Genomic DNA, 17302 nt, shown 5'->3' with positions numbered 1-17302 from the left:
TGAACTCCGGGTGTTAGAAATGAACGTCGTTCAAGGGCGCGATCGGTGGCCTCAGTGGCCGCGCATCCGGATCAGCCAGTACCTCACGAGGAGCATGTCTTGTATCCAGGGGGAGTACCGCCGCAGTCGCCCGGTCCGGGCGCTCCGCCGCAGCCTTACCAGCCGACCTGGGCGGGACAGCCACCCGGCCAACGGCCGCGCAAGCGCCCCCCGTGGGGCTTGATCATCACGTTGCTCGTGCTCGGGCTGGTGGTGTTGCTGGTTGCCGGTGTGTTCGCGGTGCGGATGCTCTTGGTGAGCCTTTCCGGCCAGGGCGGGCAGTCCGAGGAATCGCCGAACGCGGGGCTCTTGGCCGGGAAAGTGAGCTGGAAAAAACCAGGCAACCCCGGTGACGAGAACGTGCTGTCCTCGGTGGCGAGCGGGAAGGTGCTCGTGCAGGTCACGCGGAACCGGGTTCTGGGGCTCGACAAACGCGACGGTGAGCAGAGCTGGAAGCTCTCGCCGCCCGCGTTGTCCGGTGCTGATTCCACGGCGTTCTGCGGTGCCTCGCGTACCGCCCGACGCGGAGTGGCCGCGATCAGCTACGGACCCACCAGGCAGAACCGGTACTCCGAACGGTTGGTCACCGTGACCTGTTCCCACCTGGCACTGGTGGAGCTGAGCAGCGGAGAGCTCCGATGGAGGCACGGTTCGGCCAATCAGGACAGCGGCATGATGTCGGGCCTGACAGCTGATCGTGTCGTGTTCCGAAACGGGGACAACGTCGCCGCGCTGCGTCGTACCGACGGCACTACCAGTTGGAAGTATACCGCGCCCGAACAGGGCAGTTGCTATGTGAACGACCTGTACGTCTCCCGGTCGGCGGTCACGTTGGTCGAATCCTGCGTTTCCGAGGGGCGGAAGCGGTTGGTGATGCTCGACCCCACCACCGGTAGGACTCATGCCACCGTCGACCTTCCCCAGGCCGACACCGTTTCGCTACTGTCCGGCGATCCGGCCGTGGTGGAGGTTTCCCGAGGAATAGGTCCGGAAGCCTCCGAACTGCTCTTCTTCGACCGTTCCGGGAAGAGGACCGGCTCGGTACCCGTGCAGCCGTCCTCGGAACGAACCCTGGACACGGCGTCGATCGACGGCATGATACCCCGCAACGAGTACCACACCGTGGTCACCAACGGCATGCTGGTCATTTCCACCACGCCCCGTAAGGTCAGCAAGCTACGCAGTGAGAACAGGATCGTCGCCTACGAGCTACAAGGCGGGGAACGGGTGTGGAGCAGCAGACTCGCCCCGAAAACGAGCATCTACCCCTTCGCGGCCACCTCGAAGGGAATCCTGGCCATCAACAACGGCACCTACGAGAACCCACCCGCACTGCTGCGGTTGGCTTTCGACGACGGGACCGTCACCCGGCTCGGGCCGCCCGCGCCCACCAACGAGATCAACGCGCAGGACAAAACCGATCTGTACTGGGACGGACCTCAGCGCCGCCTGTGCGGGGTGACGTTGTACTCCCTGGACATGCAGGCATTCTGCATGACCTGAATGGGGCGGGGGAGAGGCTGTCTCGGCTCCCGGTCGAAGAGGCGGTCCTCGGCTTCCGGCCGGGGCGGCCGTTTTTCGAACAGTGCCGGGGAATGGCTCACTCGCCTCCGGCGTCGTCGGCGTCGGGGGCCAGCATCCGGTACAGCGTCCGCAGCTGTGCCCGGGCGATCCGCTCGCGTTCCGGTGCCGAGTACTCGTGCAGCTGGTGCAGGGACCAGTCGTCCAGACACCGCAGCAACGCGAACACCAGCGATGCCTGCAACGAACTCGGCAGATCGTCCCGCACCGCCCCGCATTCGCGGCCCGCTTCGAGCGCCCGAGCGAGCCAGTCCCGCACGGCCGCGATCGCGTCACGCAGTGCCGGACTGTGCTCGATCGGAGTGTCGGAGACATAGAACAGTTTTCCGGCCTCGGCGGTCCAGGTTCCCCGCCCCGCGAGTTCCAGCAGCTGGGTGACCAGACGCGTGACCCGCTCCCAGAATTCGGTTCCAGCCAGCTCACTCGGGTCCGGCACGGCCAGCTCACTCCCCAGTGCCCGCATCGCTTCGGTCACGACGGTGTCGAACAGCTCCGCCTTCGAGTCGAAGTAGTGGTAGAACGAGCTCTTGCTCATCCCGCACGCGCGGATGATCGAGTTCAGCGAGGCGTGTTCGTATCCCCGCCGGACGAACTCGCTCGTCGCGTTCTCCAACACGCGCGTACGCCGTTCCCGGTCGAGTTCGTGCAGTGCCATAGTCGCATCCTAAATTATTGGACCGCCCGGTCCACAGGGTGCTACCGTTTCGAGTGGACCAGCTGGTCCACTCAAAAACGGAGGTCAACAGCAATGTTCGTCCCAACATCCGTGACCGCGCAGCTCGCCGCTACAGGGCAGCACGAACCGCGAGTACTGATCGTCGGTGCCGGGGTGGCCGGCCTGACCCTGGCGCAATCGCTGCGTGCTCGGGGAATGCACCCGGTGCTCGTGGAACGGGCGGAACAGCGGCAGGACTCCGGTTACATGCTGGGGCTCATGCCGTTCGTCGACCCGGTGCTCGACGACCTCGGTCTCGAACGGCACTACCTCGAACAGAGCGTGGCGGTGCGGCAGTACCGGCTGTGCGCCTCCACCGGCGCGGTGCTGCGGAGCTTTTCGGTGGACACCGCGCTGGGAGAGTTCGGCCACTACCGGGGGATCGAGCGTGGCCGATTGCTGGAACTGCTGACCACCGGCGGGGCACCGGTGGCCTTCCGAACCGCCCCGAACGCGGTCGAGCGGACCGGTGGGACGGTTCGGGTCTGCCTGACCGAGAACGAAACAGAGTTCCGGGCGGACTTCGACGCCGTGATCGCCGCGGACGGGGTGCACTCGACCACCAGGGGACTGGTGCTCGGCGCCGAACGGGTGGAGACCCACGACACCGGTTGGGGTGGCTGGGTGACATGGGGCGAGCCCGACGAGTGGCTCGACACCTATCAGGAAATCTGGGGGCCGGGATGCTTCGTGGGCCTGTACCCCGTACCCGGTAGAACCGGCGTCTTCACCGGCGGCCCCCGTACGGACACCACCCGCGGTCCCGCGGCGTTCGCGCAGCTGGTCCGCGACAGGCTGCGCACCGTCGAGCCCCGCTTCTCCCGAGCGCTGACCGCGCTGGCGGATACCCCCGAGAGCCATTACTGGAGTCTGTCCGATGTGCGGTGTGCCGATTGGACGGTGGGGCGCTTCGCGTTGCTCGGCGACGCGGCGGCCGGTTTCCTGCCGACGGCCGGGGTGGGCGCGGCCATGGCGGTCGAATCAGCGGGGGCCCTGGCGAGGCGGCTCGCCTCGGCCGACAGGAGCACGGTGCCCCGGGCACTACTGGACTACGAACGTGCCCAACGGCCCCGAGTCGAATCGGCACAGCGCAACTCACGTCAGCTGGCGGCTCTGATGCTGTGGCGCGGCAGGCTGTCCTCCCGCGTCCGTGACTTCGCCACCGCGCTGGCCGGGGTGGACACCGCACTCGGGCCGATCCGAAAACTGCTCGCGCAGCGGGACCACGACCGCGCCGTGCCCGTCTCCTGATCGACGGTTAGGCCCTATCGGGCGTCGCGAGGCAGCGCGCCCGCGAACTGCATCGCCCGGTAGGGCCAGTTCCGCCCGGTGTTCCACTGGCTTATCACCAGATGAAGATCATCCAGAGTGGAGCCCGGGACGATGTAGGCGCCGTAGAGCTGGGCCACCTGCCCCGTCTCGTGATTCTCCTCGTGCCAGGCGGTGCCACGCAGCACCGTGGTGCGCGGCACCTCGTAGAGATTCGAGGTGGGGTGAGCGAGCGACAGCACGTCGATGCGGTAGTTACCCGCGTCGAACAGGCACAGCAACCATCGGTCCTCGACACGGCGTAGACACAGCTCACCGTAAGCCCCGGTCAACGCGACCGTCGGCGGATTGCCCCAGGCCCACGCGCCCCGCCGAAAACCCCATCCCTGCCACGCGCCGGGCTCGGTGAGCCGTTCGGCGGGGACACGTCGCAGCACCAGTCCCTTGTCGCGTTGGAAACCGGTGGAGAAGCAGTAGACGTAGCCGTCGTCGCCCAGCTCCCAGGTCAGCATCTGGAACAGGCCGCCGTGGTGCTCGCCGGGCCAGCTCGCTTCGGTGCGGATCCAGGTCTCCCCGTTGTCGGTGGAGCGGTGTATCTCGGTCCAGTGCACTTTGCCGATACCGGCGCAGACCATCACGTGCAGATACATCGTCCCGCCGAGCGTGATGACGTCGGTGGGAATCACGGTGCCCACCCGCCTGCCGCGAACGATCGAGTTGTGCCGGTAGCGCAGCGCCTGCTCGGCGTAGCGACCTCGCCCGGTCGAACCGGTCCAGACGATTCCGGTGCGCACCGTGGTCGGGTCCCCGAACAGCACCACCGGTGAACGCCAACCCCTGCCACCCACACCGGCCCGTTCGAAGGTGTCACCGAAGACCGCCACCAACCGGCCGTCCGGCGCGGTGGTCACCACCCCCAGATCGGTACCACCGATCCCGAACTCGTCGGTCACGCCGGGGCCGGTCAGGTTTCGTATCTTGCGCACCGTTGTGCCTCCCGTCCGCCGCCCCTCCGATCCTGCTCCGGTGCCGTGGCCAACGGAAATCGGTCATCGTCGCCCGCCGTTCTCGGGTATGTTTTCGACATGACCGACCGAAGCGAGGGCGGCGAAACGGGCGAGCGCGGCATGGCGGGGCTCGAATCGGGAGTGAGCACCGCCGAGAACTACCGCAGGTTCGGCCTGGCGGTCGCCGCGAAGTCCCCGGAATACGGCGCGCTCGCCGAGGCGGTCGCCTCCGATTCGGAGATTCTGGGGCTGCTGGAGACGCTGCCGAGCGAGAAACGCCAACCGAACCTGCTGTTCGCCGCCGCCCGGTACCTGCTCGGTCGCCCCGCTGACCCAGCAACGCTGCGTGAGCTGGCACGGGAGCGTGCGGCGGAACTCACCTCGGTGCTGCTTACCCGGCGCACCCAGACAAACGAGGCGGGGCGGTGCGCCACACTGCTTCCCGCACTGGCCCGGCTACCGGAACCGCTGGCGTTGCTGGAGGTGGGGGCTTCGGCCGGGTTGAACCTGCTGCCCGACCTCTACTCGTACGATTTCGCCGGGCACCACGTGAGCGGTACCGAGCCCGAAGCACCGACGTTGCGCTGCCGTCCCCTCGGGCCGGTTCCATTGCCCGAAGGGGTTCCCACCGTCGTTTGGCGGGCGGGCCTGGACACCGCCCCGCTCGACGCCGCGGACGACGAGCACGCGAACTGGCTGGAATGCCTGCTGTGGCCGGGGGAGACCGAGCGGCGGGACCGGCTGCGTGCGGCGCTGCGCGTCGCGGCGCGGCACCGTCCGGTGGTCCACCGGGGTGACCTCCTCGACGACCTCGGTCGGATCGCCGCGAGCGCACCGAGCGAGGCCACCCTGGTGGTGTATCACTCGGCGGTGCTGGCCTATGTCTCCGAATCCGTTCGCCGCGAGTTCGCCGCCGCCGTGCGGGAGCTCGGTGCGGTGTGGCTGTCCAACGAAGCCCCCGGTGTGGTCGGCCCGGCGGCGGTATCCGCGGGTCCGGAGAACTCGTTCGTGCTGGCGCGGGACGGGCACGAGACGCTGGCCACGACCGATTCGCACGGTGCCTGGATTCGGTGGCGTTCCTGATTGGAGTTTTCCGGTCGGGTTGTCGGGTCGCTCGCTCGGCGGAACCTCTCGCACGGCTCTCGCTGCGGGGAGGCCCGACATCGGGTAGCGGCCTACACAACGTCGGGCCTTCCTCGCGAGAGCCGCACGGGAGAACCCGCGGCTGGTCGTGTTGGTAACGTGGCTTTCGACGTGTCGGAACCGACAATGCCCCACCCCTGTCGACAACACGACAGGAAAGCATCAGTGAGGCCCGGCGGCACTCCGGGGTGGCGAAACTCCGCTGCGGCGTCGAGAAACTCGAAATCGTTCGATTGAACAGGTTCGGAGACGGAATATTCCGTGCGATTTCGCTGTCGGAAATCGCGTGTCCGGCATTTCGGTTCATCCCATCATTGGTTCTGTCGTGCGGACGTTCCGTCGAGTTTTCCGGAGATTGCTCCGAAAGTGTCTATAATTTTTGGGAGCGCTCCCATAAACTCATTGCCGTTCGCTTCGCGAAAAGGAAAGGCCAATACTCCGCGTGGCGGATAAGAACAGCAGTGTGGTTTTTTCCCTCCGAACAGGAGAAACAGGATGCTCAACGGTTTGATCGCGTCCGGAATGGCGCTGTCCACTCTTCTCGCACCGACGTCCGGTCCGTTCGACTCCCCACCTTCGGACGAGATCGTCATCGACGTCGCCACCGTGAACGGTTCCGGATGTCCGGAGGGAACGGCGGACGTGGCCGTTTCGCCCGACAACAAGGCCTTCACCGTCACCTACAGCGACTATCTGGCAGAGGTGGGGCCCGACGCGGATCCCACGGCTTTCCGGAAGAACTGCCAGCTCAATCTGGTCGTGCACGTTCCCCAAGGGCTAACCTACGGGATAGCCCGGGCCGACTACCGTGGATTCGCCCACCTGGCGGAAGGCGCCACCGGAACCCAGCAAGCCAGCTACTATTTCCAGGGGGATTCCCGGACCACGCATTCCAGCAAGACGTTCGAGGGCGCCTACAGCGACAACTGGCAGGTCACCGACGAGACCGAGATCGCCGACATCGTTTACAAGCCCTGCGGCGTACAGCGCAACTTCAACATCAACACCGAACTGCGGGTGGACGCGGGTAGCTCGGACTCGAGCGAGACCAGCTTCATGACGATGGACTCCACGGACGGAAGTATCGAGACCACCTACCACTTCGCATGGAAGGAGTGCGCCTCCTGATCCGAGGTCGCCGCCCGGCCGGGCCTTCGGGCCCGGTCACGTCCGCTCCAGCCGCAGCGTGCGGATCTCGAACGGGCGCAGTGTCACCCGGAACCCCGCTGTGTCGTGTTCGATCTCCCCATCGGCCCACGGTCGTTCCAGCAAATCGGTCGCCCGTACGTTCATCGGAACGAAACCGGTGGTGATTCGACTGGTGGCGCGGCCACCCGACGATTCGTACAGTCGCACCACCACGTCCCCGGAACCGTCCTCGGCCAACTTCACCGCTTCGAGGACCACGGCGGCGTTGTCACTGGTGACCAGCGGGTCCACCGGCGAGGCACCTCGCACGGTTCGGGAGGGCAGATTGAGGCGGTAGCCCTCCCGAACCGCGTCACCGATGTCGGCCCCCGGCACGAGGACATGCCGGAAACGGTGTGTCCCCCGGTCGGTGTGCGGATCGGGAAACCGCGGGGCACGCAGCAGCGAGGCCCGCACTGTCGCCGCGGTACCGCCGCCGTTCTTGGCCCAGCGGGTCACGTCGTGGCCGTAGGTGGCGTCGTTGGCCAGAGCCACGCCGTAACCCGCCTCACCCACGTGGACCCAGCGGTGGGCACACGTCTCGAACTTGGCCGCGTCCCAACTGGTGTTCTCGTGAATCGGCCGGTACAGGTGTCCGAACTGGGTCTCGGCGGCCATGCGGTCGGTGTGCACATCCACCGGGAAAGCCAATTTGAGCAGCGTCTCGGACTCGTGCCAGTCCACCTCGGTGTCGATCTCCAGCCGTGCGGCGCCGCCCCGCAGCGTCAGTGTCTGGGTGATCCGCGAGTGGGAGAAGGCTCGTACCACGCGCACCGAGACACGATCCGCCGCTTCCTCCACCACCGCCACTTCCTCGGCGTCGAGTAGTTCGGTGACGTTGTTGCGATAGAAGGAGTCGATGTCCCAGGCGTCCCACCGGTTCGGCAGATCCGGATGCGCCCGCAGCACGTTGCCCGCCGAGCCCGCCGGGACGACCTCGCGGTCGGCTGCCAGGTCGCGCAGCGAGGTGACGGTGCCACGTCGATCGATCGTGACCCGCAGCGATTCGTCGCGCAGCACGAACCCGTCGTCCGTTTCGGACAGTTTCACGAACGCGGCCGGTTCGACCGACGGTGCCGCGCCGCCCGACGGAACCCCGGCACGCTCGTGCGGAGCGCCGTTGAACACCAGCGGTGTCGAACCCGAGCCGGCCAACTTCCGCTGCGCCCGGTCGATGATCTCCGCCAGTTCGCCCCGGACGAGTTCGTGCTCCCGCTCCGCCTCGTGATGCACCCAGGCGATGGAGGAGCCCGGCAGTACATCGTGGAACTGGTTGCGCAGCACCGCTTTCCAGAGCCGGTCCAGTCGCTCGTACGGGTAGGGGAGAGCGCGGTACACGTTCGCGGTCGCCGCCCACAGCTCGGCCTCGCGCAGCAGGTGCTCGTTGTGCCGGTTGCCCCGCTTGGTGCCCGCCTGGCTGGTGTAGGTGCCGCGGTGGAACTCCAGGTACAGCTCACCCACCCATACCGGTGGCGCCGTGTACTCCGCACGTGCCTCGCGGACGAACTCGGCGGGGGACTCGACGGTGACCCGTGGGGATCCCTCCAGATCGGCCAGTCGCTCGGCCCGTGCCAGCATCTCGCGGGTGGGGCCGCCGCCCCCGTCACCCCAGCCGAACGGGACCAGCGAACGATTGGCCCCACCCTTCTCGGCGAAGTTGGCCGAGGCGTGTGCCAGCTCGGCCGCGGACAGCTCGGAGTCGTAGACATCCACCGGGGGCAGGTGAGTGAGAATCCTGGTGCCGTCGATTCCTTCCCAGTGGAAGGTGTGATGCGGGAACGCGTTCGTCTGATTCCAGACCACCTTCTGGCCCAGGAACCAGCTGGAACCGGACAGGGTGATCAGCTGCGGCAGCGCCGCGCTGTAACCGAACGAGTCGGGCAGCCACACCTCGTCGGTTTCCACACCGAACTCGTCCAGGAAGAACCGCTTGCCGTGCACCAGCTGCCGCGCCATCGCTTCCCCGCCGGGCATGTTCGTGTCTGCCTCGACCCACATGCCGCCCACCGGAACGAACCTCCCCGCGGCCACCTCGGAGCGAACCCGGCGATGGAGCTGGGGATAACGCCGCTCGAGCCAGGCGAACTGCTGTGCCTGGGACATGGCGAAGACGAACTCCGGGTGCTCCTCCAGCAACCCGAGCACGTTCGACACCGTTCTGGCGACCTTGCGCCCGGTCTCGCGGAACGGCCACAGCCACGCCGAGTCGATGTGGGCGTGGCCGATCGCCGACACGCGGTGCGCACTGGCGTGTGCCGGTTTCCGCAGCACCGGGCTCAGCACCTCGCGCGCGCGGCCCGCGCTACCGCCCACGTCGCGCGGGTCCACCGCGTCCATGCAGCGGTCGAGGGCGCGCAGTATCTCCCAGCGGCGCGGCTCGTCCGTGCCGAGCTGCCGCATGAGCTGGTCGAGCACTTCGATGTCGTGGACCAGCTGCTCGACCCGGTTGTCGAAGAGGGTCAGCTCGGCACGTTCGATCCGGTACAGCGGTTCCGTGCCGGTGGTGGCCGGATCGCCCAGTTCGGTGGGGGTGAACGAATGGTCGCCGAGGATCACCGGATTCGCCGCCGCTTCCACGTGGAACTCCACCGGTTCACCACCGGCGACGGCCTCGCTCACGCGTACCCACTCGTTGCGCGGGTTCAGCCCCTTCACGATCGAACCGTCCGGTCGGTAGACCAGCCCTTCGCACTGGAACCCCGGTCGTCGGTGGTCGAACCCCGGGTCGAACACGAGCTCCACGGCACGTCCGGCCCACTCGACGGGGATCTCACCGCGCAGCCGGAACCAGGTGGTGCTCCACGGCGGCCCCCAGCGCTCGCCCACCTCCGAGCCGTGGTACTCCCCGCCAGCACTCCTGTCCGTTACCGGTACCGGTGCGCTCGTGCCGTGCCAGGCGTCGAGCGTGACCGGCGCGGACTCCGGGCGCAGCGCGGGTCGGACGCGGTCGCGCAGCATCCGCTCGATCCGTTCCTCGGTCAGTTTCCTGTCGTCGTGCACCTGCTGCTCCTCGTTGGTGGGGCGGTTGCTCCCGTGCTGCGCGTCCCGGCGGAAGGGCCGATCGTGTCCCTACGGAGCATCCTCGTGGATCAGCGGACCTCGGTTCCAACCCGGTCGGTGCCCGACCGCGTGCGAGGAGGCGATCACCGGCCGGTGGTCGGGGAGGGAACCGTGCTCGGTTCCGGTGCCAGGCATGTCCGGGAGGGGGGGCATGTCCGGGGAGGCCTATTGGGGGAGGTAGTCGTGTCGGGGGAGTATCGCGTCGTCGTGGGAGTCGACGGCTCGTCCGGGGCCGAACAGGCACTGCGTTGGGCGTTGTGGCACGCCGAACTGGTCGGTGGCTCGGTGGTGGCGGTGCGCGGTTGGGACTATCCCGAGCTGTACGACCGGCCGGTGGCAGGGCCCGACGCGGTGGCCCATCGTACGGCCGCGGCATTGGACGAATCGGTCGCACGAGTGGTGGCAACGGACGGGCCGGTACCGGTGCGCCGGGAGGTCGGCTACGGACACCCGGCCAAGGTGGTGCTGGACGGGGCGCGTCGGGTCGACGCCGACCTGCTCGTGGTCGGCAGCAGGGGACTGGGCGGCTTCGCCGCCGCCCTGCTGGGATCGGTGGCACAGTACTGCGTACGGCACGCGCACTGCCCCGTGCTCGTGGTTCGGCGGGAAAACGGCGACTCGGCTCCCTCGGAGAGCCCGTCGTGAATCCCGAGGCTCCTCGACGGGTGCCCGAGGACTACAGCAGCAGCTCACGTGGCTCGCGGCGCGGCGTCGGTGCGGTTCGCGAACCGTGGCCGACCCGGAGCAACGCCTGCGGGCGCAGGCTACCGTCGAGCATCCCGCGCAGTTCCTCCCTGGTTTCGTCGATCTCGATCACCTGCGACATCAGGGAGGCCACCAGGCCGTTGGCGGTGGCCGTGAGCAGCATTCGTTGCAGTGCCTGTCCCGCACGCAGGTCCGCGGCTCGGCCCTCGTAGTAGGAACAGACGACCAGCAGCAGCGGATCGTACTCGAAGTCCTTGCCCGGCACTCGCGGCTTCGCCTTGCCCGCCGAGTAGTCCCGCAGCACCCACTGGTCCTGTGGTTCGCGTTCGGGCCCCGCTGCCGAGGCGGGTATCCCCTCGCTGACGTCGGCGTCATGTCCGGTCCAACCCGCCAGTTCCTCCCGGAAGCGCGGATCGGCCAGCTGCGCCCGGTGCGCGCGGTGGACCATGCCCTCCAACCTCCCGAGCTCACCACGCTCCACGATGTGCAGCCAGCACCCCTCCCGCGCCACCGATTCGAGCAACGAGTGTCGTTGTTCCAGGGTTACCGGGGTTTCCCGGAAGGGACGTCTGTTCGTGTGCCGATCGGCGATCGCCCGATACAGCACCCGCTGTCCCGGTGGCATGTTCGACGAGCCCTCACCGCGTATCTCGGCCAGCACGGACTCCGCGCCGGTGTTCGGCAGCAGGGTCACGACCGGGCTGACCCCCTCGTGCTCCAGGGCGAGCCGCATGTTCAGCAGCGCCGCACCACAGCCGATCCGCAGTTCCCGCTCCCGCGGATCGGTGGCGGGCAGCCGCGCTCGCGGATCGTAGTGCAGTTCGATCGAACGGTGCAGCAGCCGGAATCGCCACGGTTGCCGGTTGTGCAGCGAAGGCGCCTTGCCCGCGATCCGGACCACTTCCTCGGCCCGTTCGGCGGACAGCCCCAGCGTCGGTGCGAACTCCGCCATGTCCGTCACCCCTCCCAGTGATCGTCCCGGTGACGCGGGAGTAGGCTGGTCAGCCTCTCGTCGGGCCGTCTCGTCGGCCGGTTCGGAGGTGTCGGACCGTTCTCTCGCATCACTCCGGTTCACCGGCCTCGGGAACCATCGCCACCGGGCAGGAGGCCCGGTGCAGCACGCCCCGTGCCACCGAGCCCAGCATGAGTCCGCTGAAACCACCGCCCCCACGACGACCCACCACGGCCAGGTCCGCACCCCGGGAGAGCTCGAGCAGGGCGGTCACCGGATGCTTGTCCACATCGAGGCGGCGTGCCGTCACATTCGGAAACCAGGCGCCCCAGCGTTCCAGTCGTTTCGTGAGGTCGTGTTCGACCCGTTCCGAGGGGATCTCCCGCCGCGAGGTCGCCTGTCGGGCCTGCGGATGACGGGACATCGCTCGTAGCACCAGCAACTCCGCGGCACGGGTGCGCGCGCACGTGAAGCCGAACTCCAACGCGGCCTCGCTCCGCGCCGAGTCGTCGACTCCCACCACGACCTCGCCGCGTTGTTCGGTCTCCTCACCGCGAATCACCACGAGCGGGCATCTCGTTCGCCGTGCCACCCCCACGCTGACCGAACCGAGCAGGGCGTCCGCCACCGGACCGTGCCCACGCGAACCGAGCACCAGGAGATCGGCCGTCGCGGAACGACGCACCAGCTCCTCGATGGGGTGCCCCTCGGCGACCTCGTGGGCCACCTCCAAGGAGGGCTGCGCTTCGCTGCACCGCGCGGCGATGTCCGCCACGGCCTCCCGGGCGTAGCTCTCCCGCGCCGGATCGTCGTTGATCAGCACCAGCGTCAGGGAGGCTCCGGTGCGCCGCCGAGCCTCCGCGGTGGCCCAGTCGGCCGCTCGTCGTGCGGAAGCCGAGCCGTCCACACCGACGAGGATGTCGTATCGCGAGGTGTCCATGGCAAACACCTTGTCCGAGAATCAGGGTTGTCGACGCTCCATCCGCTCCAGGTTGCCCCGGGGGCGTTCAGATCGCAGCACCGAAGCGGTGGCCGGGTGAGCTCCCGAAACGAACGGAAACCACTCGTCAGAGCCCTTCGGATCTTTCGCACCCGCTCGGCGGTTGAGTTATTCGACGGACAACAGAGCTCGTAGAATGCGGGTGGGGTGCCGTATGACCGGTAAAAGTGAGCCCACGCCGGCCACGATGCGTTCCGCGCTGACAGTGGCCTGTCGAGCACCTTCGTTGCACAACATCCAGCCCTGGCGCTGGGTTGTCGGACCACGTTCGGTACACCTGTTTCTGGACCGTTCCCGCGTCCCACCCGTGCTCGATCCCACGGGAGAGCAATCGGTGATCGGTTGTGGTGCGGCGCTCTATCAGGCTCGTATCGGTTTCGCCGCCGAGGGATGGCGGGCACTGGTCCACCGCGTGCCCAATCCGGACCAACCCGATCATCTGGCTTCGATCGAGTTCAGCAGGCTCGCCGACATCGACGCCGAGTCCGTGGTGTTGGCCGGGCTGGCCGCGCGGCGGCGGACGGATCGCAGACCCTTCCTGCCCGACCCGGTTCCCCCGGAGTCGCTGAGCGAGTTGCGGGAAGCCGCGGCAGCCAAGGGGTGCGTGCTCGATTTCGTGCACTCGGATCCGGCCAGGAAGCAGCTTTCCCACGCGATCCGCCAGGCGGGCAAGGCGCGCGAGGACGATCCGGACTACCGCCACGAACTGGCGAAGTGGTCGATGCGGCACGCGAGTTCGGACGGGGTGCCCGCTCGCTCCATCTCCGAAGCTCATGCGCCGAGTGCCTTCGAACGGGATTTCGGTGCCGGTGAGTTGCCGATCCCGGTGCTCGACGACGGTGCGGAACTGGCGCTGCTGTACACCCTGGAGGACACCCTCGAAAGTGAGTTGCTCTCGGGTGAGGTGTTGGGCGAAGTGACGCTGTCCGTGGCCCGGGAGGGGTTGGCCTGCTGTGTGCTGAGTCAGTTCGCCGAGGTGTTCTCCGCTCGTGAGTTGGTACGCGAACAGGTGCTCGGTGGTACGGGAGTCCCCCGGTTCGTGCTGCGACTGGGATGGCCGGTCACCGAGCGCTTCCCCGCGCCGCCCACACCGCGTCGACCGCTCTCGGAGTGCGTGGAGAACCTGTTCCCGATCCACTGATCCCGCCGCGATTGTGTTCGCCGGATCGAGGTGGTCGATGCCGGGCGGTTCCCGATCCCGTCCGGGGCCACTGCTACGAGCGCGCCACGGAAACCGCGGAAATCATTCTTCGGCGTGCTCCAGCGAGAACACGGTCGTCTCGCCCGGACCCAGCGTCACCGCACGGGCACCACAGGCGCATCGGATCGGCGACTTCCCACTGCCCGGCGCGGTGCGTACCGTCGCGGTCCGTCCGGTGACGGTGATGTCGACCGGAATTCCGCGGAATCGGATCGCCAGCTCCAGCGCCCCGAGTGCCGCGGGCCAGAGCGGATTCAGCACGAGGGTGTGATCCCGTATTTCGATGCCCGCGAAGCAGCGCTGCAACAGATCGATGCTGCCCGCTATGGCGGCGAGGTGGATTCCCTCGGCGGTGGTGCCTCGCTGCACGTCGTGCAGATCACCGGCCAGTACGTTGTCGAAGAACTCCAGCGCCTGACGTCGGTTGGCGCGGGCGAGTACCCAGGCGTGGACCACCGCGCTCAGCGTGGAACCGTGGCTGGTGCGTCGAAGATAGTAGTCGATGTTGCGCGGGATCGTCTCCCGAGGCATCGCGTAGCCCAGCGTCGTGAGCAGTTTCTCCAGTTCCTCGGCCGAGAGCAGGTAGAACAGCATCAGCACGTCGGCCTGTTTCGACACCCGGTAACGGTTGGGGGAGTCGCCCTCGGCTTCCAGGATCCGGTCGAGTCGACTGATGTCGCCGTAGCGGTCCCGGTAGTCGTCCCAGTCCAGTTCCGCCAACCGCTCGTAGCCCTCGAACTGGCTGACGATCCCGTCGTCGTGGAAGGGCACGTACATCCGTCGCGAGATGTGCCACCACCGGTCGGTCTCGCTGTGGTCGAGATCGAGTTGGTCGGTGAGTTCGGCGCGGCGTGTGTCGTCGAGCTCGGCCAGGGTTCGCAGCGCCGTGCGGCACAGCCACGCCGTCATGATGTTGGTGTAGGCGTTGTTGTCGATACCCGGCGAATCCCGGTCCGGGTAGCCGGTGTGGTACTCGTCCGGGCCCATGACCCCGCTGATGGTGTAGCGGTCGCGTCCGTGTTCATAGGTGGCCAGCGAGGCCAGGAACCGAGTGGTCTCCAGTATCGTTTCCGCGCCCTGCTCGGCGAGGAACTCCTCGTCGGCGGTGGCCTGGTAGTAGTGCCACACGTTGTGGGCGATCGCGATGCCGATGTGGCGTTGCAGGTGCGTGTGGTCGGCCGTCCAGCGTCCCGAGCGCGGGTTCAGGTGCCACGACTGGCTCTCCTCACGGCCGTTGCTGCCGCTCTGCCAGGGAAACATGGCACCGGACAGTCCCGCTCGCCTCGCCGCGAGTCGTGCCCGCGGCAGCCTGCGAGAGCGATAGCGCAGCAGTGCGCGGGCCACCCACGGCATGCGCAGCGTCAGGGTCGGTACCACGAACAACTCGTCCCAGAAGACGTGTCCCCGGTATGCCTCGCCGTGCAGCCCACGGGCGGGGACACCCACGTCCAGGTCCGCCGTGTTCGGCGAGACGGTCTGCAGCAGGTGGAACACGTGCAGCTTCACCGCCTGCCGGGTGGCCGCACTCGTCGACAGCCCGCAGCGGAAGGTACTGCCGAGACGGGCCCAGGCCGCGACGTGGGAGTTCAGCAGTGTGTCGAAGTCCTCGGCCTCGCGGGCGGCCTCCACCGCCTCGGAGACCGGCTCCACGATCGCCGAGTCTCGTGAGGTGTGGATCGCCACGATCTTTTCGAGCCGTATCTCGTCGAGCCGGTTCGAATCGAGCGTGAACTCCTGGAAGACCGCTCCCTCGTCGGGAACGGTTCGACCTTCGCCCACCGGCGGTACCTCGTTGCGGAACAGGCGGGACCTGGCGGCCTCGGCCACCCGGATGTCGGACCCCGAGGTGCGTGCGTGCAGCATCACGAGGTTCCCCCCGGCCTCGCCACCACGAACGTCGACCAGATGACGCCCGTTCAGCTCCTCGTAGCGCCGCACGCCGTGGTTGCGGACCCGCCCGTCCAGTCCGGAGCGGAACGTGATGGTCCCTGACCAGGTCTCCGGCACGAGCGTGGTCTCCAACCCCGCCAGATGAGGCCGACTCATGTGCACGAAGCGGCGCTGCACCATCCTGGTGGTTCTTCCCGCGCTGTCCCGCAGCCGCGCCCTGCGTACCAGGAGCCCTCGTTCCAGATCGAGCTCCTGCTCGTGTTCCAGCAGCTCCACCTCTGCGGGCTCCATCCAGGGGCCGTCGTCGACACGGAAGGTCAGCGCCAGCCAGTTCGGCAGGTTGACCAGCGACTCGTGTGCCAGCTCCCGCCCGGACACCGTCGAGGTGACCCGGTTGTAGCAGCCCGCCACGTAGGTTCCCGGATAGCGCACGCCGTCGTCCTCGGCCTCCGGCGCGCTACCCCTGGTGGCGAAGTAGCCGTTGCCCAGCGTGCAAAGCGCCTCCCGGCGCTTCTCGTCGGCCGGATCGAAGTCGGTGAAGACGAGCCGGTGTGGACTTAGTGGATCGTTCATGACCCTGTCCCTCGCGGGCACAGCGGCGGAGCAACGCCCCGACCCCACGTGGCGATCGGTTTTCACGCGACGACGGGATTACCCGGTGAGGATAGTCGACCGGCTTTCGGGACGCCGTTTCGAACTCAACAGAACCCACCCGCACGACCCGAGGCGATGTGTCCCGACACGTCGGTGAGTCGTACTGCCCGTCGGCCACACAGTGTGCCCAGCCGAGGTGATCGACTTGTTTCGCGCTTTCACTCCGGATCGGGCACCGGGGCCGCACAACCCGACCCCCGGGGCGGGCGTCCCACGGACGCCGAGCGAGTCGGTGCGTTGTGCACGCTGTTCGGTTACGGCAGCATCCGTACGTGTCGGCACGAGGAGTGGTTCGGTGACCGGGACGACCGACGGAGCGCGACAGACGCGGCTACCCGAGGATTTTCCGCCCATGGTGTACCTGCCCTGTGAGGCGCACGTGGCTCGGGCGGAGGACGCCGTGGTGCAACTGCGCGAACTCGACGACGGCAGGCTGGTGCTGCCGGTCTACTCGGCCCTCGACCGGCTGCACTCCCGCTGCGGACGGCAACAACCCTGGTTGGTCATGCCTGCCACTCAGCTGGGGAAACTCCGGCAGGTCGCCCACTTCGATCTCGTGGTGCTCGACATGGACATTCCCGAGGAACAACGTGTCCAGGAGGTGAAGCGATGAACTCCGGTTTCCGCGCCGACCCGGTGATTCTGGACGAGATCACCGGCACCCTGCGCCAGGCGGGTGAGGAGCTGCACCGCACACGCGCCATCGCTCCCGCCGAGCCGGATGCGGGTGAGGCGAGCGCCGCCGTGGCCACGCTGCTCAACCAACTCGTCGAGGAAGCGGATCGGCTCTCGGCCACCGCTTCGGCGACCGGCGACGCGGTGGCCGACAGCGCGGCCGCCTATATCGAGTCCGATCGTCGGGCTCGCGAAGGACTCCCCGGCTCAGGAGAGCAGTAGG

At 67.7% G+C, this 17302-nt stretch carries 14 protein-coding genes; 8 read left to right on the top strand and 6 right to left on the bottom strand.

What is annotated here, in order from left to right:
• Nucleotides 1-99: 99 nt before the first annotated feature.
• Nucleotides 100-1542, top strand: a complete 1443-nt coding sequence (locus ACOQFL_RS09875) for an outer membrane protein assembly factor BamB family protein (protein WP_435543802.1) — start codon at nucleotides 100-102, stop codon at nucleotides 1540-1542.
• A gap of 97 nt (nucleotides 1543-1639) precedes the next feature.
• Here the strand turns inward: ACOQFL_RS09875 and ACOQFL_RS09870 are convergent, their stop codons facing one another.
• Nucleotides 1640-2275 carry a TetR/AcrR family transcriptional regulator gene (locus ACOQFL_RS09870; protein WP_435543801.1) on the bottom strand — a complete coding sequence of 212 codons (636 nt, stop codon included), beginning with the start codon at nucleotides 2273-2275 and terminating at the stop codon, nucleotides 1640-1642.
• Nucleotides 2276-2368: 93 nt separating this feature from the next.
• Here ACOQFL_RS09870 and ACOQFL_RS09865 point away from each other — a divergent pair, with 93 nt between their 5' ends.
• Nucleotides 2369-3586 carry an FAD-dependent oxidoreductase gene (locus ACOQFL_RS09865; RefSeq protein ID WP_435543800.1) on the top strand — a complete coding sequence of 406 codons (1218 nt, stop codon included), beginning with the start codon at nucleotides 2369-2371 and terminating at the stop codon, nucleotides 3584-3586.
• 14 nt (nucleotides 3587-3600) lie between these two features.
• On the opposite strand, the gene ACOQFL_RS09860 is transcribed toward ACOQFL_RS09865, so the two are convergent.
• On the bottom strand, nucleotides 3601-4590 hold the full coding sequence (locus tag ACOQFL_RS09860) for a glycoside hydrolase family 183 protein (protein ID WP_435543799.1): 990 nt from the start codon (nucleotides 4588-4590) through the stop codon (nucleotides 3601-3603).
• Nucleotides 4591-4689: 99 nt separating this feature from the next.
• Here ACOQFL_RS09860 and ACOQFL_RS09855 point away from each other — a divergent pair, with 99 nt between their 5' ends.
• Together ACOQFL_RS09855 and ACOQFL_RS09850 are read left to right on the top strand one after the other, a co-directional pair.
• Nucleotides 4690-5694, top strand: a complete 1005-nt coding sequence (locus ACOQFL_RS09855; protein ID WP_435543798.1) for a DUF2332 domain-containing protein — start codon at nucleotides 4690-4692, stop codon at nucleotides 5692-5694.
• A gap of 555 nt (nucleotides 5695-6249) precedes the next feature.
• On the top strand, nucleotides 6250-6882 hold the full coding sequence (locus ACOQFL_RS09850; RefSeq protein ID WP_435543797.1) for a DUF4360 domain-containing protein: 633 nt from the start codon (nucleotides 6250-6252) through the stop codon (nucleotides 6880-6882).
• Between the two features lie 36 nt (nucleotides 6883-6918).
• Here ACOQFL_RS09850 and ACOQFL_RS09845 read toward each other — a convergent pair whose 3' ends face one another.
• Nucleotides 6919-9942 (bottom strand): alpha-mannosidase, encoded by a 3024-nt coding sequence (locus ACOQFL_RS09845; RefSeq protein WP_435543796.1) that lies wholly within the window; start codon nucleotides 9940-9942, stop codon nucleotides 6919-6921.
• 243 nt (nucleotides 9943-10185) lie between these two features.
• Between ACOQFL_RS09845 and ACOQFL_RS09840 the strand changes: the two genes are divergently transcribed.
• Nucleotides 10186-10647 carry a universal stress protein gene (locus ACOQFL_RS09840; protein WP_435543795.1) on the top strand — a complete coding sequence of 154 codons (462 nt, stop codon included), beginning with the start codon at nucleotides 10186-10188 and terminating at the stop codon, nucleotides 10645-10647.
• Between the two features lie 31 nt (nucleotides 10648-10678).
• Here ACOQFL_RS09840 and ACOQFL_RS09835 read toward each other — a convergent pair whose 3' ends face one another.
• Together ACOQFL_RS09835 and ACOQFL_RS09830 are read right to left on the bottom strand one after the other, a co-directional pair.
• Nucleotides 10679-11659: an Acg family FMN-binding oxidoreductase gene (locus ACOQFL_RS09835; protein ID WP_435543794.1), complete on the bottom strand. Its 981-nt coding sequence runs from the start codon at nucleotides 11657-11659 to the stop codon at nucleotides 10679-10681.
• Between the two features lie 109 nt (nucleotides 11660-11768).
• Nucleotides 11769-12599 (bottom strand): universal stress protein, encoded by an 831-nt coding sequence (locus ACOQFL_RS09830; RefSeq protein ID WP_435543793.1) that lies wholly within the window; start codon nucleotides 12597-12599, stop codon nucleotides 11769-11771.
• 214 nt (nucleotides 12600-12813) lie between these two features.
• Between ACOQFL_RS09830 and ACOQFL_RS09825 the strand changes: the two genes are divergently transcribed.
• Entirely contained in the window at nucleotides 12814-13800 is a 987-nt protein-coding gene (locus ACOQFL_RS09825) for an Acg family FMN-binding oxidoreductase (protein WP_435543792.1), read from the top strand.
• A 102-nt stretch (nucleotides 13801-13902) separates the two neighbouring features.
• Here the strand turns inward: ACOQFL_RS09825 and ACOQFL_RS09820 are convergent, their stop codons facing one another.
• Entirely contained in the window at nucleotides 13903-16323 is a 2421-nt protein-coding gene (locus ACOQFL_RS09820) for a glycoside hydrolase family 65 protein (RefSeq protein ID WP_435543791.1), read from the bottom strand.
• Between the two features lie 376 nt (nucleotides 16324-16699).
• Between ACOQFL_RS09820 and ACOQFL_RS09815 the strand changes: the two genes are divergently transcribed.
• Nucleotides 16700-17017 carry an SAV_915 family protein gene (locus ACOQFL_RS09815; RefSeq protein WP_435543790.1) on the top strand — a complete coding sequence of 106 codons (318 nt, stop codon included), beginning with the start codon at nucleotides 16700-16702 and terminating at the stop codon, nucleotides 17015-17017.
• Complete coding sequence (locus ACOQFL_RS09810; RefSeq protein WP_435543789.1) at nucleotides 17014-17301, top strand: hypothetical protein; 288 nt, start codon at nucleotides 17014-17016, stop codon at nucleotides 17299-17301. The genes ACOQFL_RS09815 and ACOQFL_RS09810 overlap by 4 nt, the downstream gene beginning before the upstream one ends.
• Nucleotide 17302: the final 1 nt, after the last annotated feature.

Source organism: Actinopolyspora sabaoui (assembly GCF_051225635.1).
GTDB lineage: Bacteria > Actinomycetota > Actinomycetes > Mycobacteriales > Pseudonocardiaceae > Actinopolyspora.
The sequence above is the reverse complement of the archived record's forward strand: the minus strand, read 5'-3'. Positions and strand labels throughout refer to the sequence as shown.

What these genes read in the sequence shown, in the direction of transcription:
- ACOQFL_RS09870 (WP_435543801.1), bottom strand. Translation starts at nt 2,275, where the DNA reads ATGGCACTGCACGAACTCGACCGGGAACGGCGTACGCGCGTGTTGGAG.
- ACOQFL_RS09865 (WP_435543800.1), top strand. Translation starts at nt 2,369, where the DNA reads ATGTTCGTCCCAACATCCGTGACCGCGCAGCTCGCCGCTACAGGGCAG.
- ACOQFL_RS09855 (WP_435543798.1), top strand. Translation starts at nt 4,690, where the DNA reads ATGACCGACCGAAGCGAGGGCGGCGAAACGGGCGAGCGCGGCATGGCG.
- ACOQFL_RS09850 (WP_435543797.1), top strand. Translation starts at nt 6,250, where the DNA reads ATGCTCAACGGTTTGATCGCGTCCGGAATGGCGCTGTCCACTCTTCTC.
- ACOQFL_RS09835 (WP_435543794.1), bottom strand. Translation starts at nt 11,659, where the DNA reads ATGGCGGAGTTCGCACCGACGCTGGGGCTGTCCGCCGAACGGGCCGAG.
- ACOQFL_RS09830 (WP_435543793.1), bottom strand. Translation starts at nt 12,599, where the DNA reads ATGGACACCTCGCGATACGACATCCTCGTCGGTGTGGACGGCTCGGCT.
- ACOQFL_RS09825 (WP_435543792.1), top strand. Translation starts at nt 12,814, where the DNA reads ATGACCGGTAAAAGTGAGCCCACGCCGGCCACGATGCGTTCCGCGCTG.
- ACOQFL_RS09820 (WP_435543791.1), bottom strand. Translation starts at nt 16,323, where the DNA reads ATGAACGATCCACTAAGTCCACACCGGCTCGTCTTCACCGACTTCGAT.
- ACOQFL_RS09810 (WP_435543789.1), top strand. Translation starts at nt 17,014, where the DNA reads ATGAACTCCGGTTTCCGCGCCGACCCGGTGATTCTGGACGAGATCACC.